Annotated in this window: 16 protein-coding genes; 5 read left to right on the top strand and 11 right to left on the bottom strand. The window is 42.5% G+C overall.

Features of this window, described 5'->3' with window-relative positions; genetic code table 11:
- The first annotated feature begins 389 nt into the window (after positions 1-389).
- The 3 genes from glmS to IGI76_RS07530 all read left to right on the top strand — a co-directional run bounded on the left by glmS (position 390) and on the right by IGI76_RS07530 (position 3738).
- Positions 390-2201: a glutamine--fructose-6-phosphate transaminase (isomerizing) gene (gene glmS, locus IGI76_RS07540; protein ID WP_144808636.1), complete on the top strand. Its 1812-nt coding sequence runs from the start codon at positions 390-392 to the stop codon at positions 2199-2201.
- A gap of 125 nt (positions 2202-2326) precedes the next feature.
- The gene (locus tag IGI76_RS07535) at positions 2327-2893 is read left to right on the top strand and encodes a helix-turn-helix domain-containing protein (RefSeq protein ID WP_016249835.1); all 567 of its coding nucleotides are present in this window, start codon (positions 2327-2329) and stop codon (positions 2891-2893) included.
- A complete protein-coding gene (locus IGI76_RS07530; protein ID WP_317756472.1) occupies positions 2851-3738 on the top strand; it encodes an IS3 family transposase in 888 nt (295 codons plus the stop codon). The genes IGI76_RS07535 and IGI76_RS07530 overlap by 43 nt, the downstream gene beginning before the upstream one ends.
- Positions 3739-4036: 298 nt before the next feature.
- Here IGI76_RS07530 and glmM read toward each other — a convergent pair whose 3' ends face one another.
- The 4 genes from glmM to nifJ all read right to left on the bottom strand — a co-directional run bounded on the left by glmM (position 4037) and on the right by nifJ (position 11353).
- Entirely contained in the window at positions 4037-5392 is a 1356-nt protein-coding gene (gene glmM, locus IGI76_RS07525; RefSeq protein WP_005225959.1) for a phosphoglucosamine mutase, read from the bottom strand.
- A 39-nt stretch (positions 5393-5431) separates the two neighbouring features.
- On the bottom strand, positions 5432-6523 hold the full coding sequence (locus IGI76_RS07520; RefSeq protein WP_167822811.1) for a CdaR family protein: 1092 nt from the start codon (positions 6521-6523) through the stop codon (positions 5432-5434).
- Positions 6520-7401 carry a diadenylate cyclase CdaA gene (gene cdaA, locus IGI76_RS07515; RefSeq protein ID WP_005235688.1) on the bottom strand — a complete coding sequence of 294 codons (882 nt, stop codon included), beginning with the start codon at positions 7399-7401 and terminating at the stop codon, positions 6520-6522. Before cdaA ends, IGI76_RS07520 begins: the two co-directional genes overlap by 4 nt.
- Positions 7402-7669: 268 nt before the next feature.
- Positions 7670-11353 carry a pyruvate:ferredoxin (flavodoxin) oxidoreductase gene (gene nifJ / locus IGI76_RS07510; protein WP_194186085.1) on the bottom strand — a complete coding sequence of 1228 codons (3684 nt, stop codon included), beginning with the start codon at positions 11351-11353 and terminating at the stop codon, positions 7670-7672.
- Between the two features lie 227 nt (positions 11354-11580).
- Here nifJ and IGI76_RS07505 point away from each other — a divergent pair, with 227 nt between their 5' ends.
- Positions 11581-12096, top strand: a complete 516-nt coding sequence (locus tag IGI76_RS07505) for a DsbA family protein (protein WP_167822813.1) — start codon at positions 11581-11583, stop codon at positions 12094-12096.
- 88 nt (positions 12097-12184) lie between these two features.
- On the opposite strand, the gene whiA is transcribed toward IGI76_RS07505, so the two are convergent.
- From whiA to uvrB, 7 genes are all read right to left on the bottom strand, one after another.
- Entirely contained in the window at positions 12185-13120 is a 936-nt protein-coding gene (gene whiA, locus IGI76_RS07500; protein ID WP_005225954.1) for a DNA-binding protein WhiA, read from the bottom strand.
- Positions 13121-13138: 18 nt separating this feature from the next.
- A complete protein-coding gene (locus IGI76_RS07495) occupies positions 13139-14140 on the bottom strand; it encodes a gluconeogenesis factor YvcK family protein (RefSeq protein ID WP_010748165.1) in 1002 nt (333 codons plus the stop codon).
- Positions 14137-15027: an RNase adapter RapZ gene (gene rapZ / locus IGI76_RS07490; RefSeq protein WP_333719102.1), complete on the bottom strand. Its 891-nt coding sequence runs from the start codon at positions 15025-15027 to the stop codon at positions 14137-14139. The genes IGI76_RS07495 and rapZ overlap by 4 nt, the downstream gene beginning before the upstream one ends.
- Before the next feature lie 113 nt (positions 15028-15140).
- Positions 15141-15851 (bottom strand): amino acid racemase, encoded by a 711-nt coding sequence (locus IGI76_RS07485; RefSeq protein WP_005225951.1) that lies wholly within the window; start codon positions 15849-15851, stop codon positions 15141-15143.
- Positions 15852-15854: 3 nt separating this feature from the next.
- The gene (locus tag IGI76_RS07480; RefSeq protein ID WP_167822815.1) at positions 15855-17108 is read right to left on the bottom strand and encodes a carboxylate--amine ligase; all 1254 of its coding nucleotides are present in this window, start codon (positions 17106-17108) and stop codon (positions 15855-15857) included.
- 308 nt (positions 17109-17416) lie between these two features.
- The gene (gene uvrA / locus IGI76_RS07475) at positions 17417-20233 is read right to left on the bottom strand and encodes an excinuclease ABC subunit UvrA (protein WP_005225949.1); all 2817 of its coding nucleotides are present in this window, start codon (positions 20231-20233) and stop codon (positions 17417-17419) included.
- A 13-nt stretch (positions 20234-20246) separates the two neighbouring features.
- Positions 20247-22238, bottom strand: coding sequence for an excinuclease ABC subunit UvrB (gene uvrB / locus IGI76_RS07470; RefSeq protein WP_010748162.1), 1992 nt, complete (start codon positions 22236-22238; stop codon positions 20247-20249).
- Between the two features lie 270 nt (positions 22239-22508).
- Here uvrB and IGI76_RS07465 point away from each other — a divergent pair, with 270 nt between their 5' ends.
- Positions 22509-24662 carry an amino acid ABC transporter substrate-binding protein/permease gene (locus tag IGI76_RS07465; RefSeq protein WP_010748161.1) on the top strand — a complete coding sequence of 718 codons (2154 nt, stop codon included), beginning with the start codon at positions 22509-22511 and terminating at the stop codon, positions 24660-24662.

Genomic DNA, 24662 nt, shown 5'->3' with positions numbered 1-24662 from the left:
GCTTTATGAGGAAATTTCTTGGGAATCTTATTCGACAAAGCTATGTCAGCTGTTTTGATTTCCTTTACACAGGTTCAAATCAACCTTACCAATAACTATACCAATTATTTTTATATAACTTACAGTTGACAGAAACAGGAATAAATATTATGATATTGCTTGTATTTCTATAAAATATCTCACAAGGAGGATAGATAGACCAATAAGGATAGCGCCTGATCTGGAAACAGATGACGAGGAAAGAGTTTATCGAAACATTCGGCGGATGACTCTAGGGACTGCACTCTACAGGCAAGAACAAATCTCATCGTAAGATGATGACAAAGACTTGCTACGCAGATAGAAATACATAATGCCAAACTAAATTTTTTGAAAGTAGGATTATCATTATGTGTGGAATTGTAGGAATCGTAGGAAAATCAAATGCAGAACGAATTATTTTGAACGGATTGGAACGCTTAGAGTATCGCGGCTATGACTCAGCAGGTCTTTATGTCGCTGATCGGACTTCGGATCACTTAATTAAAGCCCAAGGAAGAATCAAAAACTTGGAAGAAAAAGTGACTTCTGAAGTAACAGGAACGATCGGTATCGGACATACCCGTTGGGCGACCCACGGCAAGCCATCAGAAATGAACGCTCATCCTCACACTTCAGCAAACCAAGCACTCGTGTTGGTTCATAACGGTGTGATCGAAAACTTTGAAGAGCTTCATCAAGAATATTTAAGCAACCACCAATTTGAAGGTCAAACAGATACGGAAATCGTTGTTCATTTGATTGAAGCATTGAAGGAGCAAGACAACAGCACGACCAAAGCAGCCTTTAAAAAAGCTTTGTCCTTGATTCGCGGCTCTTATGCCTTTGCCTTAGTAGAAAAAAATGATCCAGAAACCATTTATGTTGCCAAAAACAAAAGTCCTTTATTGATCGGTTTGGGAGATGGGTTCAATGTCATCTGCAGCGATGCCTTAGCAATGCTCGATCAAACGACTCACTTTGTTGAGATCGAAGATGGCGAAATGGTGACCGTAACAGCCGATGCGATCGAAATCGAAGATCCAAAAGGAAACCTTGTGTACCGTGAGTCTTATGAAGCCCAACTAGATCTGACTGACATCGAAAAAGGAACGTACCCTTACTACATGTTAAAAGAAATCGATGATCAACCAACTGTGATGCGCCGCTTGATCCAAGAATATCAAGGAGAATCCGGTGAAGTAGTGATCGATCCAGCGTTAAAAAGCGAACTTTTAGCGAGCGATCGGATCTACATCATTGCTTGTGGTACCAGCAATCATGCTGGCTGGGCAGCAAAAGCCATTTTAGAAAAACTAACACAGATCCCTGTTGAGGTTCATTTATCTAGTGAGTTTGGCTACAACATGCCATTGTTGTCAGCAAAACCCTTCTTCTTGTTCTTATCACAAAGTGGTGAAACGGCAGATAGCCGTCAAGTATTAGTGACGATCAACCAGTTAGGTCTTCCTAGTCTGACGATTACCAACGTTGCTGGTTCTACTCTTTCTCGAGAAGCGAACCATACCTTATTGCTTCATGCTGGTCCAGAAATCGCTGTTGCCTCTACAAAGGCGTATACTGCACAGATCGCAGTGATGACGTTGTTAGCAAAAGCCATTGGTGATGAAAAAGCTGTTCCTGAAGCATTGGACTTTGATGTCTTCCATGAACTAAGCATCGTTGCTTCTGCAATGGAAGCTCTAGTAGATGAAAAAGCTGTTATCAGTCAATTTGCTGAAGATTTCTTATCTGATACCCGCAACGCCTTTTATATTGGTCGTGGAAATGATTACTATGTATCGATGGAAGCGGCATTGAAATTAAAAGAAATTTCTTATATCCAAGCGGAAGGCTTTGCAGCTGGTGAATTAAAACACGGCACCATCGCGTTGATCGAAGAAGGTACACCAGTGATCGGTGTGATCACGGAAGAAGTGACCGGCTCTCATACGCGAGGCAATTTGAAAGAAGTCGAATCTCGTGGGGCTCACACCCTTGTGATCGTTAGTCAAGAGTTAGCAAAAGCGACTGATCAAATCATTTTGCCAAATGTTCACCCATTGGTAACCAGCTTAGTGGCAGTCGTTCCAACACAGCTGCTGGCTTACTTTGCTACTTTACAACGTGGATTCGATGTTGATAAACCAAGAAACTTAGCAAAATCCGTTACCGTTGAATAAGTTTTTTAAAAGATTGAAACCGAATTGGTTATTTTCTGTATAATAAAAAGAACTCCTCGTTCGATAACTGAAGCGACCCCCAAAAGTTAGACCAGAAAATCTAACTTTTGGGGGTCGTTATTTGTATGGCAAAATATCCTTTTGAATTAAAACTAAAAATCGTTAAAGAATATCTTAGTGGCGTGGGCGGATATCGGTATCTTGCCAACAAATACGGTATTTCAAGCAAGTCTCAAGTAAGTAATTGGGTGAATGCCTATCGTGAATACGGAGAGGAAGGTCTATTGAGAAAACATCAAAATCAGAAATATTCTGTTCAATTTAAGTTAAATGCGCTAGAGTTATATCAAACAAGTGAGATGTCCTATCGAGAAGTTGCTAGCACTTTAGAAATGAACAACCCTGCGCTTATTGCCAATTGGATGCGTAATTTCAGAGAAGCAGGTATTGAGGGGCTCTCAAAAGAGAAAGGGCGACCACTTACTTTGACTAGAAAAAAAGAAAACAAAAAAGAAAATACAACAACTGAAGAACGCGATCGTATCAAGGCATTAGAAAAGCAAGTCCGATCCCTTCAAATTGAGAATGCCTTTTTAAAAGAGTTGAGGAAGCTGCGAAAACAGGAAGCCCAGCAAAGACGCAAGAATCAATCGCACGAATCATCGCCAGCCTCCGAGGATCATTCAAACTAGTTGAGCTTCTTGAAACATTGAAATTTCCTAAAGCAACCTATATGTATTGGCAGAAACGGTTTGACAGACCAAACCCAGACCAAGAAATTGAAGAAAAAATGCTTGAAATTCGCAAAGAGCATAAAGATTATGGCTGTCTGCGACTAAAAAAAGAATTAGAGAATCAAGGGATTCATGTCAATAAAAAGAAGATTCAACGTCTGATAAAAAAACTAGGTATCGAAGTAAAGTCTTACACTCGAAAATCTCGACGGTACAATTCTTATCGTGGGAAGGTTGGCACTGTCGCCAAAAATCGTATTCATCGTCGGTTTTATACAAATATCTGTCACCAAAAAATTACAACTGATACCACAGAGTTTAAGTATTATGAAGTAGACACCACAGGTGTCGTTCGTCAGAAAAAGCTGTATTTAGATCCTTTCATGGATTTCTACAATAGTGAAATTCTATCTTATCGGATTTCTGAAAAACCAAACGCACTAGCCATAATGGAAGGATTAGAAGAAGCAATCCAGATGACAAATGATTGTCCATTTCGTAGAACCTTCCATTCAGATCAAGGATGGGCCTATCAAATGAATGCTTATAAGAATAAATTGAAGCAGCATAAAATCTTCCAGAGTATGTCTCGTAAAGGGAATTGTTTAGATAACTCACCTATGGAAAACTTCTTTGGTTTATTAAAGCAAGAGATTTTTCATGGAGAAGTCTATCGGAGTTTAGATGAATTGAAAACAAAAATTGACCAATATATCTATTATTACAACCATAAACGCATCAAAAAGAAATTAAATTGGCGAAGTCCGGTTCAGTTTCGAGAAGCTGTAAAAACAGCTGTCTAACTGTTAATTTTATCGTACAAAAAAGGAGTGGATTTCTCCACTCCATAAAAGTCTAACTTTTTGGGGTCACTACAAACTCGATCGTTCATAGGGGTTCTTTTTTCTGGTTTTCTGCACAACAAATCCGGAAAGACTTTTAAAAGCAACTATGCTCCGCAAGATTTGTCCAATGCGCGTTCCTTTTAAGCGTCGTCGACAAATCCGTTAACAAGTTTATTTATTTCGCAAGTTGTCTACTTGCTGGCAAGTAGACAAAAAAGACGACCAAAGGATATCTTTGATCGTCTTACTTCTTCATTTATTCCGCACCGATTTCTTCTCGAACGACTGCTGCGATTTTTTCAACATAGTAATCGACTTTTTCAATGGTTGGCGCTTCTGCCATCACTCGAAGCAATGGTTCTGTTCCTGAAGGGCGAACCAAGATACGGCCTTCGCCGTTCATTTCTGCTTCTGTCTCTTCCACGATTTTACGGATAGCTGGAACATCCATCGCGCCATTTTTATCTGTCACTCGAATGTTGACAAGTTTTTGTGGATAGATCGTTACCTCTCCTGCTAATTCCGACAGTTTCTTGCCCGTTTGTTTCATGATATTCAATAGTTGAATTCCTGATAGCAAACCGTCACCTGTCGTATTGAAATCCAAGAAAATCATGTGACCTGATTGCTCGCCACCAAAATTATAATCGTTTTTACGCATTTCTTCGACGACATAACGGTCACCGACTTGTGTGATGACATCTTTCAGTCCAATTGCTTCCACTGCTTTATGGAACCCTAAATTGCTCATGACTGTTGTCACGATCGTTCCTTGGTTCAAGCGCTTTTGCTCCGCTAAATATTTCGCACAGATATACATGATTTTATCGCCATCAACGATGTTTCCTAGTTCATCTACTGCGATGACCCGATCACCATCTCCATCAAACGCAAGACCAGCATCCGCCCCTTTTTCAACGACAAATTCAGCTAACGCTTCAGGGTGAGTCGATCCCACACCATCATTAATGTTCAACCCGTCTGGAGACGTCCCCATTGTGAAGAATTCTGTTTCTAGATCGGCAAACAAACGATTGACACTTGTTGCTGTTGCGCCATTTGCTGCATCAACACACACCGTGATTCCTTCCAAATCATCAGGAATCGTTTGACGTAGAAATTGAGAGTATTTCAACAACCCTTCTGGAAACTCATCCACCGTTCCTAAGCCATCGGCAGAAGGACGTGGAAGTGTGTCTTCCGGCGCATCAAGTAATGCTTCAATTTCAGCTTCTTGTTCATCGACTAATTTAAAGCCATCATTCCCGAAAAACTTGATGCCATTGTCTTGTGCAGGATTGTGAGAGGCAGAGATCATTACACCTGCACTCGCTTTTTGCACTTTCGTCAAGTACGCAACACCCGGTGTAGAAATAACACCCAATTGGAATACCTCGATCCCGACAGATAATAGTCCAGCGATCAATGCATTTTCTAGCATCTGTCCAGAAATCCGTGTGTCCCGTCCCACCAAAACGCGGGGACGGCGGTCACCAGTTTCATGCTGACTTAATACATAGCCGCCGTAACGACCTAATTTAAATGCTAATTCAGGTGTCAACTCCTTGTTTGCTTCTCCTCTAACACCATCAGTACCAAAATATTTTCCCATTTTAATAACCTCTCTTATTCATTCTCTACAGTCAAACGACTAAGAACTGCTTGTCGTCGTGCTGCTTGCGGAATTCTCTGTTTGTTCTTGCGTCGTGTCGACTGTCGAAGAATTGGCTTGAGAATTCGCACTGTTCGTTGCTTCATCGCCATCATTGTTTGATTGATTCTCAGTAGTTGTTTCTGCAACCGGAGTGATTTGGATCGTCACAACTGTTGGATTGATCGTTGTTCCCTCTGGTACTGGAATCGTTACTGTCCGTTCGGTCGTGGTTGTGATCTCACTAACATCCACTGGGACACCGATCTGCTGGGTCTCATCCAAAATACTTTGTGGTCCTGTTAGCACCGCACTGATACTACTCATCCGGTAGATGTAATGAGAGATCCCATCTGGTGTTGTCCCCTGTTGAGTGACAAACAATTCAATTTCTTTGCTTGGTGCTTCCATCATCAATGCCACATCGACCGAATCTGGCTCAGGAATGATCGCTAAAGGATTGTTTTCACTATCCCAAGCCTCGATCGTTCCATCCACCGTAATCGAATCGCCAGTAATATCATCTGGATTCACGATCGCTACCACTCGGTCGATTTCTGCCAGTGTCTTGTCGCCAGTAGTGATCTCTACTTCTTGCGGTTCAACACTCATTGAATCAACGCCGTAACCACTCGTTGATCCATCAGTCGAGATGACTGGCTCAACGGTAAACGTTTGGGTGACTTTTTTCTCGATCGTCACAGTGACGGTTTTGGGTTCGATTTCGGCTGTCACACTTGAGCTAAGATTTTTCACTTCTAAAGGGACCTCATGGGTTCCTTCATCGAGTCCAGTCAAATCAGCAACTACTCGAAAGCTCCGCGTTTCCTCGCTACGTTCAGCATTCAATTGCACCCGATTTCGACTAGACAAAGTCACGTCTACTGTTGTTTCAAATCCTTGGATAAAGTATTCATCTGTGTCATAGGTGGTCTGAATCGGTACATTATCGATCTCTTCCTCATAAGGATTTGAAGTTCCTGCAAGGTTGACTTGCAGGCTTGATCCGCTGGCGATGAAAAACAGAACCAGACTAAAGAACAGCGCTAGTATACCATAAAATACGTTTTGACGACGTTCTTTCTTGATCATTTTCTTCCTCCTTTGTTGACCCCTTCAAAGAAAGATTGCAGCAAGTTGCGTTTACCAGGCTTTTCTTCTGGCACTAATTCGCGATTCAACACGTCGAGATACTCTTGTCGCGAAAGCTCAGTAAGCATCCGATTATTCAGGGTAATACTGACGTCTCCCGTCTCCTCTGAGACGATAATGGTCAACGCATCACTAACTTCTGAAATCCCGACAGCCGCTCGATGGCGCGTCCCAAATTCTTTGGGAATCAACGGACTTTCTGACAGTGGTAAGTAGGCACTAGCAACAGCGATCTTATCATCTCTTAAGATGACTGCACCATCGTGTAGCGGTGTATTGGGAATAAAAATATTGATCAGTAATTCGCCCGTCACGTCCGCATCTAAAGGAATCCCCGTTTCAATATATTCTTCTAACCCCGTCGTCCGTTCGATCGTGATCAATGCACCAATTTTTCGTTTTGCCATATATTGAACAGCTTTGTCCAACGCTTGGACCAACACTTCATCCCGTCGTTTTTCATTCTTAGAAGTCTTGAAGAAAGAGCTACGGCCAAGATGCTCCAGCCCTCGTCGAATTTCTGGTTGGAAAATAACAATCGCGGCGATCACCCCATATGTGATGACTTGATCCATCAACCAAGATAGCGTCTTTAATCCTACGATACCTGCCAAAAACCTTAGAACAATGAATAGGCCGACGCCTTTAAACAACTGGATCGCTTTTGTTCCTCGCACAAGCTGGATCAGCTTATAAACCAAGTACCAAACAACGATCACATCTAAAACATTTACTAAAAATGACCAAGAAAATATATCAAATGAGAGCAATTCTCTCCAATAATCTAAATTAAAAAAATCCCTGAAATTTATCAACATAAACAGCCTTCCTTTATTCTTAAGACTTCAGATAATAGTATAACATAGGACCTCTTCAAAGATTTGAAAAAAAACAAATTTATGAAAAAGTTTTGAAAAAATAAACAGCTCTTTTACTTAGTTTACCATTATCCTGAAATCATTGTTTGTCAAAGGTCTTAGAAGATTTCATCTAAACGAGCTTCTTGCACTCATTTCTTAGGAAAAACAACAAATGACCCTGAAAAACGGGTCAAACCGTTTTGCAGGGTCATTCCTCAGCGAGCGATTACTCTTGCTGACGGCGCTTTGCGCGCGCTGCACGCCGTGCTGCTCTTTCAGCGAGCTGTTCTTCGCTTAACGGCTGTTTTTCTCTTCGTACACGCTCCGTTTTTACTGCCGTTGGTCGTTCTGCATCAGTACTTACCTTATTTTCAAGCTTTGCTCGTATTTTTTCTTCTTGACCTGCTAAGCGGGCATAGTTGTAGAAACGAGTTTTCGCATCTGAAACGGTTTTTTCAAACAATGCTTGCGCCGCATTCGGATTGGCAGACTGCAAGGATGCAAATCGAACTTGTGTCTGCATAAAGGCAGGCATTTGATCAAATGCTGGCTTTTTGAAATCGAGTGTCATTGGCTGTTTCCCTTTTTCTGCCAACAGCGGGTTATAGCGGTAGAGACTCCAATACCCCGATGCAACTGCTTCTTGTGCTTCTTTCAAGGATTGACGCATTCCGCCTGCAAGACCGTGGGTGATACATGGCGTATAGGCAATGATGATTGACGGTCCTGGGAACCGCTCGGCTTCTTCAAAGGCTTTGATCGTTTGCATTTGATTGGCACCAGATGCGATTTGTGCGACATAGACATGTCCGTAGGTCATCGCCATCATTCCTAAATCTTTTTTGGAAACAAACTTGCCACTCGCAGCGAATTTAGCAATGGCCGAAGTCGGTGTCGCTTTAGAGACTTGCCCCCCTGTATTAGAATAGACTTCATTATCTAACACGAGAATATTGACGTCTGCACCAGAAGCGAGGACATGATCGATACCGCCAAACCCAATATCATATGCCCAGCCGTCACCGCCTATCATCCATTGGCTTGGCTTAACAAACAAATCTTTCTCCTGCAAGATTTTGTTCAGCTGAGGTGTTGTGGCAGCTTCAGCTTCTAAGGCGGCGATCAATTTTGCTGCTCGCTGTTGCGTCCCAGCACTTTCTTCTCGATGAAGGTCCCAATCATCAATCAAAGCCTGCAATTCTTCTGATACATTGGCTTTCAACGACTGCAGCTGGGCCGCTAATTTCTCCCGTCGGGTTTGGTTGGCTAAGAACATGCCATAGCCATATTCGGCATTGTCTTCAAACAACGAGTTTGACCAAGCTGGCCCCTGTCCTAAGTGATTGGTTGTATAAGGGGATACTGGTGAGGTTCCACCCCAAATCGAAGAGCAGCCAGTCGCATTGGCGATCATCATGCGATCACCAAACATTTGGGTCAATAGTTTCACATAGGGGGTTTCCCCACAGCCCGCACAAGCACCAGAGAACTCCAACAAAGGTTTATTGAATTGAGAGCCCAAAACAGTTCCTGGTTTTGCTGGATTTTCCTTTTGACGTAAAGTCATCGCAAAAGCCCAATTTAAAGCTTGTTCTTTTTGTTCTTCGTAAGGACGCATCGTCAAAGCTTTCCCTTTGGCGGGACATGCTTCCACGCAAAGGCCGCAACCTGTACAATCTTCAACGGAAACTTGAATTCGATATTTTTGGCCGTTCGCTCCTCGCATCTCTCTGACGATAAAGCCTTCCGGTGCTTCGATTAATTCATCTTCATCTGCCAAAAACGGACGGATCGCCGCATGAGGACAGACAAAGGCACACTCATTGCACATGGTACAGCGATCTGATAGCCACTCGGGCACTTCAACAGCGATGCCCCGCTTCTCAACCGCTGTTGTCCCGACAGGGATCACCCCTTCGGTCATTTGATTCCGTACGAGGGTGCCCACGGTTAGTTGGTTGCCTTCTTGACGGTTGATGGGTTCCACGATTTCCCGCACAAATTGTGTTGTCGCAGTGGATGTCCTCTCCGGCACTTCGAGAGTTGCCCACTTGCTTGGAACAGGGATTTCTTGTAATAATTCGATGGTACGATCGATGGCTGCTTGGTTCTTTTCAACGATCGCCATCGATTTGTGCCGATAACTTTTCAGTGCCTCTTCTTTTAAAATCGGCAAGATTTCCTCGGTCGGAATGATGTTTGCCAAGTAAAAGAAGGCTGTTTCCATCGCGGTATTGATCCGCCCACCTAAGCCAACTTCCATTGCCAACTGCATGGCGTTGATGGTATAAAAACGGATCTCGTTTTCAGCAAGATAACGTTTCATTTTCTTCGGTAGATTTTTTAAGATTTGCTCTTGTGACCAGGTCGTATTTAATAAAAAGGTTCCGCCTTTTTTGAGTCCTTTCAGCAAATCATACGTATGCAAATACGCAGGTGTATGACATGCAACGAAATCCGCGTGTTCGATCAGATAGGTGGAACGAATGGGGGTATCCCCAAATCGCAGATGGGAAACCGTTAGACCACCAGATTTTTTCGAATCATAGTGGAAATAGCCTTGCACATATTTTTCGGTATGGTCACCGATGATTTTGATTGCTGACTTATTCGCCCCAACGGTCCCATCAGAGCCGAATCCCCAGAATTTCGCTTGGAAGGTGGATGGATCAGTTAGATCTAGCGTGCCTTTTGAGGGCAACGACAATTGCGTCACATCATCCGTGATCCCAATGGTGAAGCGTTTCTTTTGGCTCGCTTTTGGCTTAATCAATTCGTCATAAACGGCAACGATTTGATCAGGCGTCACATCTTTTGACCCAAGACCATAGCGTCCACCAATGATCGTCGGCCGAATCGCTGCATCATACATGGCACTTTGCACATCCAAAAGCAAAGACTCGCCATTGGCACCAGGTTCTTTGCTGCGATCCAATACAGCGATACTTTTAACGGTAGCAGGCAGTTTTTCTAAGAAGACTTCTAATGGGAATGGTCGATACAAATGGATCGACAAGACCCCCACCTTGCGTCCTGAAGCGCACAAATGATCCACCGTTTGCTGGATCGTTTGCGTCGAGGACCCCATCGAAACGATCACTTCTTCGGCGTCCGCAGCACCATAATAATCCACTAAATCATAGTTGGTTCCTCTTAAAGCATTGATTTTTTTCATGTAAAAACGAACGATCTCAGGCAATGTTTGATAATGCTGATTGATCGTTTCCCGCTGTTGAAAATGGATATCAGGATTTTGATTCGTTCCACTCGTCGTCGGGTGATTCGGGTTCATGGCTTTTTGTCGAAAGGCAGTCAATTTTTCATGATTGACCAACTGTGCCAATTCCTCATAATCTAAGACCTCTATTTTTTGAATCTCATGACTGGTTCGAAACCCATCAAAAAAATTTAAAAATGGGATATTGGCTTCGATAGCTGCTAAATGAGCGACTGGCGCTAAATCCATTACTTCTTGGACACTGCTTTCCGCTAACATAGCAAAGCCTGTTTGTCGGGTGGCCATTACATCGGTATGATCTCCAAAAATATTCAAAGCATTGGTGGTCACTGCTCGGCTGGCGACATGAAAGACGCCTGGCAGCATTTCCCCAGCAATCTTGTACATATTTGGTACCATTAATAAAAGTCCCTGGGATGCCGTATAGGTCGTCGTTAAGGCGCCCGTTTTTAATGAGCCGTGAACCACACCGGCCGCCCCTGCTTCAGATTGCATTTCAACCACTTTCACCGGCTGCCCAAAAAGATTATGCTTTCCTTGAGCAGACCACTGATCCACTAATTCAGCCATGGTTGAACTAGGGGTTATCGGATAGATCGCCGCAAGTTCCGTAAAGGCATAGGAAATATAGGCTGCTGCCGTATTGCCATCCATTGTTTTTCTTTTTCTCATCTATATAACTTCCTTTAATCATCATTTTGCACAATAAAACACAATTCATTATAGCTGAAAATCAAGGAATATAAAAGCACAGTCAGGGGATTTTTCATAATTTCGTGAAACGAAATACATAGTATTTAGCTCATTCTCCTCCTCTTTTCACAGACTTAAATCAAAAGACCTGAGGCTTTTCTTTCAGTAGAAACTTCGGTAAACTAAAAGAAAAAGGAGGAATCTTAATGGATATTTCAATCATCAAAGCACAGGAAACAAATGCGGTAACAGGGATACATATCGGAGACCCTTCCGCTAAACCGATCGTCGAATTTATGAATTTGCGCTGTCCTTATTGTCGGCAATGGTTTGAGGAATCGTTACCGATCTTAAGTGAAGCTGTCGCAGCTGGGAAACTACGCCGTGTCATCAAATTATTCGACAAAGAAAAAGAATCATTGCAACGAGGCAATGTGATGCACCGCTTTGTTTCCAGTACAGATCCTCAGGCAACGAGCGCTGAGATCACAAAAATTTATCAAACACAAGACGAATGGGGGCATTTATCTTTACCTGAAGTGGCAGAATATGCGAAAAATACCTTAGGGCTATCTGAACAAAACCATCCTGCGATCGCAGGAGAAATTGTGGAAGAAGCGAAAAACGCCAACATTCAATTTGTGCCAACGATTATCTTAGATGGGCACATTTTTGATGAATCGATCTCTGCTGAGGAATTAACTGCATTGATCAATGAATAACCTCTAACAAAAAAACAGGAGCTGATTTGACACTAAAATCCATGTCAAATGCAAGCTCCTGCTTTTTTGATTTCATTCACTACTTAGATTAACTGACTTGTTCACGCAAATGATCCGCAAATTCATTGATTTTGCGAATGCGATGATTGATTCCTGATTTCGAGATCGCTCCTGATGGAATCATTTCCCCTAGCTCTTTCAAGCTGACCTCGGGATGTTCCAAACGCAATTCGGCGATTTCTTGCAGCTTTTCAGGTAAAGCTTGCAAGCCAACTCGATCTTGAATAAATTCGATATTGTCGATCTGCTTCGAAGCAGCGTCGATCGTTTTGTTCATATTGGCGGTTTCGCAATTCACCAAACGGTTGACTGAGTTACGCATATCACGCACGATCCGCACGTCCTCGAATTTCAGCATGGAATTGGTGGCACCGATCAGTGTCAAAAAATCAGCGATTTTCTCAGCGCCTTTCAAGTAAGAGATATACCCATTTCTGCGTTCTAATGCACGGGCATTCAATCCATATGCGTTTAGCATATCGCAAATATCTTGGTTATGCTCCTCATAGATGGAATAGATCTCTAAATGATAGCGGCTGGTTTCTGGATTGTTGATGGACCCAGATGCCATGAAAGCGCCTCGTAAATAGGAACGCATTTTTTGAGTATTGCCCATGATCTCATCAGAAACATGGCTTTGAAACATCAGCCCGTCCATGATATCTAAGTCCAAAAGCACGCGCTGTGTATCTTGCTTCAAACGAACGATGTAAACGTTGTTCTTTTTTAATTTCATTTTACGACGGACCAGCAATTCGCTGCGCACGTCGTAATGATCTTTTAGTAACGAATAGATGCGTCTGGCAATCGCCGCGTTTTCTGTTTGAACGTTTAAAACAAATTGCTGGTTATTGATACTTAATGACCCATTCATCCGAATCAAAGCGGCCAATTCTGCCTTGGCATGTTCGCGATGAACTTCTAATGCGGTCAATTCTTTTTTTACTTCTGCTGCAAAGGACATAAAAAAATCCCTCCTTTCTTAGATTTTGGCCCCGTAAACGATACGTAGAAGTTCTTCAATCACTTTATCTCCGTCATGAAAAACTCCGCCATCTCTAAGCTCCAGAAAGTCAGCTGAAATGACACGGCTGGCTTCTTCTCGCAGTCCTTGGAAATCGTGTTTCACTTGTACAAGATATTCATCATAAATCTCTGGGTCCATATACCCTTCTGGAACTTTCTCGGTGTTGACTAACACCGTATCAATAAAGGGTTTGCCTAAATGCTTATGCAGGACCCGCACATGGTCGGCATCACTAAAGTGTTCAGTTTCACCTTTTTGGGTCATGATATTACAAATATAAACCGTTTCAGCTTGTGTTTCCAACATTGCTTGGCCGATCTCGCTAATCATGAGATTGGGCAAAATACTAGTAAAGAGACTACCAGGACCCAAGACGATCATATCTGCCTCCATAATTGAAGAAACAACTTTACGAGCTGCTTTCGGCTCATCATTATTTTCTTGATTACGAACAAAGACCCGATCGATCGTTTTGCGATCAACCGCGATCTTGGACTCTCCTACCGCTTCGGTGCCGTCTTTAAAAACAGCGTGCAACACCAATGGCAGATCTGACGAAGGATAAACTCGTCCATCGATATGCATGATTTTTGACAAAATTTGAATGGCTTCATAGGTACTGCTGCGCATTTCAGCAATCGCCGCAATAATCAAGTTCCCCAGGGCATGATTGGCTAAAAATTTGTCTTCGGCTTTAAAACGGTATTGAAAAATATCATTATACAGTTGCGGCATATCAGATAGAGCCGCCAAAACATTGCGCAGATCCCCTGGTGGCGAGATAGAGGAAACCAAATTGCGAATTTCGCCACTGCTACCGCCATCATCAGCGACCGTAACGATCGCTGTGATGTCGACACCCTGATTCCGCAAGCTCTTCAGGATGACTGGTAACCCAGTTCCGCCACCTACCACAACGATCTTCGGCTTTCTGATTCGGTACGTTTTCATTTTCATGAACGATTCACCGTCTCTTTACGCTTATCTTTGTCGCGATGAGTAATATTGACGCGATAGTCTTCTGCCAAAACCGCACCGATGCGCTCAGATAATGCAACTGAACGGTGTTGGCCCCCAGTACAGCCGATAGCCACCGTCAAGCTGCTTTTGCCTTCCTTGACATAGCCTGGCATGATCGTTTGCAACAGTGTACTAAATTGCTGATAGAATTCTTCCGTTTCTGGAAAAGACATGACGTACTCATACACGGGTTCATCTTTACCCGTTAAAGGACGCAACTCTGGAATGTAATGTGGATTCGGTAAGAAACGAACATCCATCACAATATCAGCATCGATCGGCAAGCCATACTTGAAGCCAAACGAAAGTATTTCAATACGAAACCCTGTCTCATGAGAAGCACGAAATTCTTGATTGATTTTTTCTCTCAATTGCCGTGGGGTCAGCGTCGTTGTGTCGATAACAATACTGGCACGCGTCTTCAAATCGTTTAAGATCGCTCGCTCTTTGCGAATCCCTTCCGTAACTAAGCCATCCATCGCTAATGGATGTGCTCTTCTCGTTTCTTTGTATCTTGACACCAATTCATTGTCCGATGCATCTAAAAAGAGCATCCGTGTGTCAATAAATTTCGTGTTTTCAATATCGATCAGCATACTTTGGATTTCTTCAAAAAACGATCTTGAACGCAGATCGACAACTAAGGCAATTTTTGTCACTTTTCCTGATTCTTTGATCAGTTCCCAAAATTTAGGGATCAAGCTTGGGGGCATATTATCGATACAAAAGTACCCCATATCTTCAAAACTCTGGATCGCGACCGTTTTGCCGGCTCCGCTCATCCCAGTAATAATGACCAATTCTAAATGATCCACTTCAGTCATAGGTAAAACTCCTTTCTGAAACAACTCTATTATATCATGCCGGGCGTATCATTGGAACACTGGCATAAAAAAAGACGTTAGCTCAAAAAATGCCGCTAACGTCGCTATCATCTTTAGATTGCTTGGCGATTTGCCAATGCTTTTTCGATCGTCCTATCAACTAAAATCGATTGGGCATCGACGACTGGATACGGATTATCAGTCACAAATTCATCCATCAAGGACAACTCGGTACATCCAAGCACTACGCTTTCACAGCCGATACGTTCGGTGACTTCTTCCAGTATCTCAAAGTAAAGTTCTTGATCCAAATGATCATTTTCTTTGATTCGATCATAAATCAATGTATTGACCTTTTTTTGGATCGTCGGCTCTGGAAGATAGACGTCAAGTCCGAACTTCCGCAATTCTTTTTCATAGATGCCAGCTTTGACACTGCCTTCTGTCCCAAGAAAGGCCACTTTTCCAGTGACGCCTTTTTCAAAAACGACTTTCGCAGCCTCACGAGGCATATGCAAAATCTCGATCTCAGTGGCAGCTTGCAGCTCATCAAAAAAATAATGGGCGGTGTTACAAGTCAACACAATAAAATTTGGCTTTAACAAATTTTGTTTTTCGATGTCGTCCATTAAATATGGAACAGGGTTTTCTAACGTGTTGTCTAAAATATATGCCGTTCGATCTGGGACTGTCGCATGATTGAATAAAACATAGTTCAAGTAATCTTGGTCTTTATGGGTCTGTGTCCGTCGGTTTAAAATGCGGACAAAACTTTCCGTCGCTAACGTTCCCATGCCGCCTAAAATACTAAAAAAATTCTCCATCTTCTAGCCTTCTTTCGTATGGAAATACGTTTTGAATCGTTTGTTGTACAGATGGAACATTCTCTTTAATAGAATCCAACGCTTTAGAGATAAGTCTTCTTTGTAAAAGACAGTCGTTCCCCAGCGATTTTCTGCTAATAATTTTTTTGCTCGTTCTTTCGCAGGATTTTCTTTTGCATAAGTCAAGAAAATGTTTTTTGGTACCCCTAGCCATAATTTCGCTTCTGGCGCGTCAGCTTTGCCATAAACCGTTTCTGTGTAAGGTTTTTCGAAGACTAAATCCTCTGTGATGAACTTCGCCAGATTCAATCCGCTTAAGGTAATAAAGAAACTGCTTCTTCCTTGACGCAAGTTGATTTCAAATAATTTATATTGCCCGTCTCGCGCATCATATTTCAAGTCAAAATTGGCAAATCCAACATATTCAATCTCTTTTAAAAACTTACGGATCATTTGATAGATTTGATCATTTTCATCTGGAATGATCACGACATAATTCCCAACAGCTCCAGGCGTTGGATCCTCTAATAAAGGATGACCTAAACCCATCACGCGAACTTCGTGATTCTCATCAACATAGGCATTTAAGACCCGCATGTTGCTGTCATCGCCAGGAATAAAATCTTGGACGATCATTTCATATTGATAACCCGCTTGATAAATGCGAGAAACGATTTCTTCAAATTCTGTTCGATTGTCAATAATGAAGGCTTTTTTGCGCCCTTCAAAATCAACTGACAGCCACGCGACACTATTTGCTGGTTTCAAAGCCACAGGAAAATCAAAAGGCAACTCTTCTTTGAACGTTCCTTCCGTCAACAGTTCAGGCGTTAAAATGAAGGTCTTAGGATAAGGCAAGCCGTATTCCTCGCAGACTTCGTAAAAACTTACTTTGTTGATCAACCGTTTTAATAGGGAATAGTCATTGGCAATAAAGGTATAATAAGGCTTCAATTCTTCTTTATGCTTCGCTAACAGTTCTGCATAGCCATCTCCGCAGGGAATCAATAAATATTTCATGGCAGGATCGTTGTAAGTATTTTTTCCTAACTTGATCAACGTCTCAGTGAATCCGGGATCATGGTCAAAACCTTCCACTTGATTGATTGTAACAATTTTACTAAAGCGGGTTGGCGCAAGTTCCGCACCAGCATAGGCAACTGATTGAATGCCATATGCTTCGTGGAATGCTCTGGCCATACCATAAACATTCATATCGCTTCCTAATAATATGGGAAGAAAATTTTCCTGACTCATCAAAAATCACTCTCTCTTTTGAATACGAAAAACGACCTCTCTCGTTTCGTTTAATTACAATAGAATTATAATACCACAAAGAAAAAAGCAATCAAAGTATCTATCTTTGATTGCTTTCTCCCACTTTGAACGGATAGAACTTATAGGCAGTTTATTCAATGCGAATATACGTATACCTATTGCTATTCTATCAAATAAAATTTTGATTTCAAGCCCTTATCATGAAATTTGCAGATATTTCACGCTTCCTTAAACTTTAGAGAAACCTATTGACAGACAAGTAAAAAAGTGAGTGCTCTTTTCCTTGCTTAAAGGACTTTTTTCAAATAATGACCGGTGTAGCTTTCAGAAACCGCAGCAATTTCTTCTGGTGTACCAGTTGCAATGATCGTTCCACCGCCTTCGCCACCTTCTGGACCTAGATCAATCACATGGTCCGCTGATTTGATGACATCCAAGTTGTGTTCGATCACTAAAACGGTATTGCCAGCGTCGACAAATCGTTCCAAAACTTTCAACAAACGGGCAATATCATCCGTATGCAGACCAGTCGTCGGTTCGTCTAAGATATAAAAACTCTTGCCATTGGAATTTTTGTGCAGTTCACTGGCAAGCTTCATCCGTTGCGCTTCCCCACCAGATAAAGTAGTCGCTGGTTGTCCCATCGTGACATAACCTAGACCGACATCGACGATCGTTTGCAATTTTCGATGGATTTTAGGAATATGTTGGAAAAATTCCACTGCATCTTCCACAGTCATATCTAAGATTTCCGAAATATTTTTTCCTTTGTAATGAACTTCTAACGTTTCTGAGTTATAACGTTTGCCATGACAAACCTCACAAGGTACGTAGACATCAGGTAAGAAGTGCATCTCGATCTTGATGATTCCGTCCCCTTTACATGCTTCACAGCGTCCACCTTTTACATTAAAACTAAAGCGGCCTTTTTTGTAACCACGGACTTTCGCCTCATTGGTTTTAGCAAATAAATCGCGAATGTCATCAAAGACACTGGTATACGTCGCCGGATTGCTTCGAGGCGTCCGACCGATAGGGCTTTGATCGATATCGATCAATTTCTCAATCGCTTCATAACCAGTAATGGTTTTAAAGCGACCAGGTTTGTTCGAATTCCGATTGATTTTTTGCGCCAAGGCTTTTTTCAAAATTTCGTTGACTAATGTCGATTTACCAGAGCCAGAGACACCAGTAACGGCGACGAACTTTCCTAATGGAAAATCGACCGAAATGTTTTTCAAGTTATTCTCAGAAGCACCGGTCACACGAATCTTTTCACCATTGCCTTTGCGGCGTTCCGTTGGTGTCGGGATTTGTCGTTTTCCTGATAAGTATTGACCTGTTAAGGAAGACGCATTGGCTGCGACTTCATCAGGAGTTCCTGCAGCGACGATCTCGCCACCTGCGTGTCCTGCACCTGGACCGACATCGATCAAGTAGTCCGCTGCCCGCATCGTGTCTTCGTCATGCTCAACGACGATCAGGGTATTCCCAAGATCACGCATTTTCCGCAATGAATCTAGCAAGCGATCGTTATCCCGTTGGTGAAGACCGATCGACGGCTCATCAAGAATGTAAAGCACCCCAGATAAATTGGAGCCGATTTGTGTTGCCAAACGAATCCGTTGCGCTTCCCCACCAGAGAGTGTGCCTGATGCACGACTCAAGGTCAAATAGTCCAATCCGACATTTTTCAAGAAGCTTAACCGATCATCGACTTCTTTCACTATCGGACGTGCGATCATTTGCTCTTGTTCCGATAGTTTCAATTCTTCGACAAAGTTCAACGCATTGTTGATTGCCATCTCGCTCATTTCCCCAATGTGTTTCCCGTTGACTTGCACACACAGCGCTTGGGGGTTCAAACGATAGCCATGACAAGTTTTACAAGTCAATTCCGTCATATACAAACGCATTTGATCACGGGTGAAATCAGAGTTGGTTTCATGATAACGGCGTTTGATATTTGGTAAGATTCCTTCAAAAGCTACCTCAACATCACGCACGCCACCGAAATCATTCTCATAATGGAAATGGAAAATTTCGCCATTCGAACCATTCAAAATAATGTCTTTGTGTTCTTCTGGCAGTTCTTCAAAGGGTGTGTCCATATCGATATTGAACTCTTGACAGGCTTGTTCCAGCATTTGCGGATAATACTGTGAACTGATTGGGTTCCAAGGCAATAGTGCGCCTTCACGCAACGTTTTGCTTTGATCGGGAATCACTAGGTCGACATCGACTTCGAGCTTCACACCAAGACCATCACAGTCTGGACAAGCACCAAAAGGCGCATTGAATGAAAAGAGCCGTGGTTCTAATTCACCAACTGTAAAGCCACAATACGGGCAAGAATAATGTTCACTGAAAAGCATCTCTTCTTGACCAATCACATCGACTACCGCATAGCCATCAGCTAAACGTAATGCCGCTTCAAAGGAATCAAACAGACGAGAACGGATGCCTTCCTTTACAACGATTCGGTCAATGATGATGGCAATATCATGCTTTTTATTTTTTTCTAATTCAGGCGCTTCGGAGACATCATAGACTTCGCCATCCACCCGCATCCGAACATAACCTTCTCTTTGGATACGTTCGAAGACTTTTTTGTGCTGCCCTTTCTTTTGATAAACGATAGGTGCCAACAATTGGATCTTGGTGCGTTCTGGTAATGCCAAAACTTCATCCACCATCTGCTCAACCGACTGACTAGTAATCTCAATATGATCATTGGGACAGATTGGGTGACCGATTCTGGCGTAAAGAAGCCGCAGATAATCATTGATTTCAGTAACCGTCCCCACTGTTGATCGCGGGTTCTTGCTGGTGGTTTTTTGATCGATAGAAATCGCTGGACTAAGTCCATCAATGCTATCTACGTCGGGTTTATCCATTTGCCCTAAAAACTGACGGGCATACGCCGATAGACTTTCGACATACCGGCGCTGTCCTTCGGCATACAACGTATCAAATGCTAAGGAGCTTTTCCCTGAACCCGAAAGACCAGTTACAACAACGAGCTGGTCTCTGGGAATCGTCACATCGATATTTTTTAAATTATGGGCCCGTGCCCCATGGATCACGATTTTATCATTTGCCATATTGTTTCTCCTTCTAATCAGCAGCTTTTAGCTCAAGAATAGTATCTCTCAAGGTAGCAGCCGTTTCAAAATCCAGTGCTTTCGCAGCATCTTTCATTTCTTTTTCTAATTTCAACAACAAGGTTGCTTTTTCTTCACGACTCAATTCTTCATAAGAAGTCGTGGTGTATTCGCCAGTTTCTTCCGCCACTTTCGTGATTGCGATCAGATCGCGAATCTCTTTGATGATGGTTTTCGGTACGATTCCATGTTCTTCGTTATAGGCTTCTTGAATACTTCGGCGTCGCGCTGTTTCGTCGATCGCTCGCTGCATCGAATCGGTCATTTTATCGGCGTACATGATTACTTTTCCTTCTGAGTTACGAGCTGCTCGTCCGATGGTTTGGACTAATGAACGCTCGCTGCGCAAGAAGCCTTCCTTATCGGCATCAAGGATCGCAACCAGGGAAACTTCTGGGACGTCTAACCCTTCTCGCAATAAGTTGATTCCGACCAGTACATCAAATTCACCGAGACGCAGGTCGCGAATGATCTCTGTTCGTTCCAATGTTTTGATGTCACTGTGCAGGTATTTGACTTTGATCCCTAATTCTTTAAAGTAATCCGTCAAATCTTCAGACATTTTTTTCGTCAAGGTCGTGACAAAGACCCGTTCATTTCGCTCGACTCGCTCATTGATTTCTCCTACGAGGTCGTCAATTTGACCCATAATCGGTCGTACTTCGATCACCGGATCTAACAGACCAGTCGGACGAATGATTTGTTGAATGACGGTATCGGTTTGATCGTATTCATATGGTCCAGGTGTTGCTGAAACATAGACGATTTGATTGACATGCTTCTCAAATTCTTCCAAGCGTAACGGACGGTTATCCAGTGCAGAAGGCAAACGGAAGCCATAATCCACTAACATTTGTTTTCTAGCACGGTCACCATTATACATCCCACGAACTTGCGGCATGGTCACGTGGGATTCATCAATAACGATCAGAAAGTCATCAGGAAAGAAATCTAATAACGTATAAGGCGGTTCGCCTTCTTTTCGTCCATCCATGTGGCGAGAGTAGTTTTCGATTCCTGAGGTATACCCCATTTCTCGCATCATTTCAATATCATAGTTGGTTCGCTGCTCTAAACGCTGTGCTTCCAGCAGCTTATTTTCTGCTCGCAAAACTTTCAGTCGTTCATCGAGTTCACTTTGGATCGAAGCGATCGCATGTTCCATATGGTCTTCATTGGTCACAAAGTGCGTTGCCGGAAAGATCGACACATGTTCGGTGTCACTCATGATCTCGCCCGTCAAGGCATCGACTTCACGAATCCGATCGATTTCATCGCCAAAAAACTCAATGCGTAACGCTCGCTCATCACGAGAAGCTGGGAAAATCTCCACAACATCGCCACGTACGCGAAAACGCCCCCGTTGAAAATCGATGTCGTTTCGTTCAAATTGGATCTCGATCAATTCTTTTAATAGTTGATCGCGAGACTTTTCCATCCCTACTCGTAAAGAAACAACCTGTCTGGCATACTCGATCGGCGAACCTAAACCGAAAATACAAGAGACAGAAGCTACAACGATCACATCGTTTCTCTCTAATAAAGAACTTGTGGCCGAGTGACGCAGCTTATCGATTTCATCGTTGACACTGGAGTCTTTTTCGATGTATGTATCACTGGAAGGAACATACGCTTCTGGTTGATAGTAATCATAGTAACTGACAAAGTACTCGACCGCATTATTTGGGAAAAAGTCCTTGAACTCGCCATATAATTGTCCAGCCAGTGTTTTATTATGGGCAATGATCAATGTCGGTTTATTGACTTCCTTAATTAGATTAGAAATCGTATAAGTCTTACCGGTCCCAGTGGCTCCCAACAAAATCTGTGCTTTTTTTCCACCGACCACCCCGTCAACCAATTGATGGATCGCTTCTGGTTGATCCCCAGCTGGTTGATATTTTGATACTAAGTCAAATTCATGGGAAGTTGTTCTTTCGATCATCTTCATTCCCCCTCGATTATTCTAAACGACAACAAAAAAAGAAAAACTCGCTGCCGCTTTTCCATAAATAAGTATATCATAGCGAACATACTTTCGCCATCATTTGCTATGAAAGTTTCATGCGATTAAGCATAACTTAACATGTTTGATTTTCTAACATCTGATGTGAGGTTTAAGCAATTTTGTCATATTTTTAAAGAGAAAGACTTGTGTGTAGAAGAAAAAATCCATATAATCTATAAATACGTTATATCTAAAGGGGGAATTTTCTTGAAAAGAAAACACATGTCCTTCGCTTTAATCGCGCTGATTATCAGCATTTTTACGCTATCAGTAAAGTCAGCAAGTGCGGAGGAAACTACGTATAAGATAGGAACAGATTTAACATTTGCTCCTTTCGAATTCCAAAATGAAAATAATGAATACGTTGGGATCGATATAGATTTATTAAACGCGATCGCTGAAGATCAAGGTTTTGCAGTTGATTTACGTCCTTTAGGTTTTGACGCCTCCATTCAAGGCGTGCAATCAAATCAGTTAGATGGCATGATTGCTGGGATGAGCATCACTGATGAACGTAAAGAAACGTTTGATTTCTCAGATCCTTATTTTGATAGTGGGATTCAAATGGCGGTAGCTGCGGACAATGACAGCATTACTAGCTACGAAGATCTTGAGGGCGAAACGGTCGGTGCAAAGGTTGGTACCGAAAGTGCCCGCTTTTTAGAAGAAAATAAAGACCAATATGGCTACGACATCAAACTTTATGATGACGCTACTGGGTTGTATGGCGCTGTACGCAATGGTACTGTGGCAGCCGCTTTTGATGATTATCCAGTGCTTGGCTATGCCATCAACAACGGCGAACCGATGAAACTTGTCGGCGAACCTGAAAAAGGTGCTTCTTACGGATTCGCTGTCAGAAAAGGCCAAAATCAAGAACTACTTGAAAAATTCAATGCTGGTTTAGCCAACATGAAAGCTTCTGGCAAATACGACGAAATCGTCAATACTTACATCACAACGTCTGATTCAGATGCAGACACCAGTGAAATGGTGAAAGTCGAACCAAAGAAAGATGTTTACCGAATTGCCAGTGACTCCGCCTTCGCTCCTTTTGAATTCCAAAATGAAGACAATGAGTATGTAGGGATCGATGTTGATTTAATGAATCGGGCGGCAGAATTGCAAGGGTTCAACATTGAATTCAATTTCATCGGTTTTTCAGGAGCTTTGCAAGCCTTGGATGGTAACCAAGCAGATGGGATGATCGCTGGGATGACGATCACTGATGAGCGTCGTCAATCCTACGACTTCTCAGACTCTTACTTTGAAAGCGGCATTCAGATCGCTGTAAAAGAAGGCAATGATTCCATCAATTCCTATGAAGATCTAGATGGAAAAACCGTTGGTGCGAAAGTGGGAACAGAAAGTGCAGACTTCTTGATCGCCAACGAAGAAAAATATGGCTATTCGATCAAATATTATGATGCGGCCGATCAATTATATGCGGCTGTTAACGGCGGACAAATCGATGCCATGATGGATGATTATCCAGTGATCGGTTATGCCATCAGCCAAGGTCAAAAACTAGTGACACCGATTGAAAAAGAATCTGGCGGTCAGTATGGTTTTGCGGTGAAAAAAGGCCAAAATCCTGAACTGATCCAAATGTTCAATGAAGCATTGAAAGAAATGAAACGGACTGGCGAGTACGATCAAATCATCAATAAATACATTGAAGATGGCTCTGCCACAGAAAAACGAGTGGATGAATCAACGATCACTGGTTTGATCAGCAACAACTATAACGTCTTATTAAAAGGTTTATGGAATACCCTTTTACTAGCATTGATTTCTTTTGCCTTAGCATTAGTGATCGGCATCATTTTTGGACTATTTAGTGTTGCTCCAATCAAAGCATTGCGGGTTTTTGCAGGGATCTATGTTGATATCATTCGTGGTATTCCTATGATGGTATTGGCTTTCTTCATCTTCTTCGGCCTTTCCGATGCCATTGGTATCACGATTCCCGACTTTGCAGCCGGGGTCATTACATTGACTTTAAATGCCAGTGCCTATATCGCTGAGATCGTCCGTGGCGGGATCAATGCAGTGCCAAAAGGTCAGATGGAAGCCTCTCGTAGTTTGGGGATGACCTACACTCGGACAATGCAGAAAATCATTTTACCGCAAGCGATCAAAATCATGATTCCATCTTTCGTTAACCAATTCGTTATCTCGTTGAAAGATACAACGATCATCTCGGTTATCGGAGTCGTAGAATTATTGCAAACTGGGAAAATCATCGTTGCTCGGACTACGCAAAGTACCTATGTTTACTTGATCATCGCGATTATTTACTTAGTCGTGATCACAGCTTTAACGAAACTTGCAAAAGTTTTAGAAAAGAAGGTGAAATAG

It is taken from the genome of Enterococcus sp. DIV2449a, assembly GCF_051711225.1.
Classification (GTDB): Bacteria; Bacillota; Bacilli; order Lactobacillales; family Enterococcaceae; genus Enterococcus_D; species Enterococcus_D casseliflavus.
Note: the sequence above shows the minus strand (reverse complement) of the source record. Positions and strands in the feature narration are given on the sequence as shown.

Coding starts and splice junctions, on each gene's coding strand:
- glmS (WP_144808636.1), top strand. CDS start 390: ATGTGTGGAATTGTAGGAATCGTAGGAAAATCAAATGCAGAACGAATT.
- IGI76_RS07535 (WP_016249835.1), top strand. CDS start 2,327: ATGGCAAAATATCCTTTTGAATTAAAACTAAAAATCGTTAAAGAATAT.
- glmM (WP_005225959.1), bottom strand. CDS start 5,392: ATGGGAAAATATTTTGGTACTGATGGTGTTAGAGGAGAAGCAAACAAG.
- IGI76_RS07520 (WP_167822811.1), bottom strand. CDS start 6,523: ATGATCAAGAAAGAACGTCGTCAAAACGTATTTTATGGTATACTAGCG.
- cdaA (WP_005235688.1), bottom strand. CDS start 7,401: ATGTTGATAAATTTCAGGGATTTTTTTAATTTAGATTATTGGAGAGAA.
- nifJ (WP_194186085.1), bottom strand. CDS start 11,353: ATGAGAAAAAGAAAAACAATGGATGGCAATACGGCAGCAGCCTATATT.
- IGI76_RS07505 (WP_167822813.1), top strand. CDS start 11,581: ATGGATATTTCAATCATCAAAGCACAGGAAACAAATGCGGTAACAGGG.
- whiA (WP_005225954.1), bottom strand. CDS start 13,120: ATGTCCTTTGCAGCAGAAGTAAAAAAAGAATTGACCGCATTAGAAGTT.
- IGI76_RS07495 (WP_010748165.1), bottom strand. CDS start 14,140: ATGAAAATGAAAACGTACCGAATCAGAAAGCCGAAGATCGTTGTGGTA.
- rapZ (WP_333719102.1), bottom strand. CDS start 15,027: ATGACTGAAGTGGATCATTTAGAATTGGTCATTATTACTGGGATGAGC.
- IGI76_RS07485 (WP_005225951.1), bottom strand. CDS start 15,851: ATGGAGAATTTTTTTAGTATTTTAGGCGGCATGGGAACGTTAGCGACG.
- IGI76_RS07480 (WP_167822815.1), bottom strand. CDS start 17,108: ATGAGTCAGGAAAATTTTCTTCCCATATTATTAGGAAGCGATATGAAT.
- uvrA (WP_005225949.1), bottom strand. CDS start 20,233: ATGGCAAATGATAAAATCGTGATCCATGGGGCACGGGCCCATAATTTA.
- uvrB (WP_010748162.1), bottom strand. CDS start 22,238: ATGATCGAAAGAACAACTTCCCATGAATTTGACTTAGTATCAAAATAT.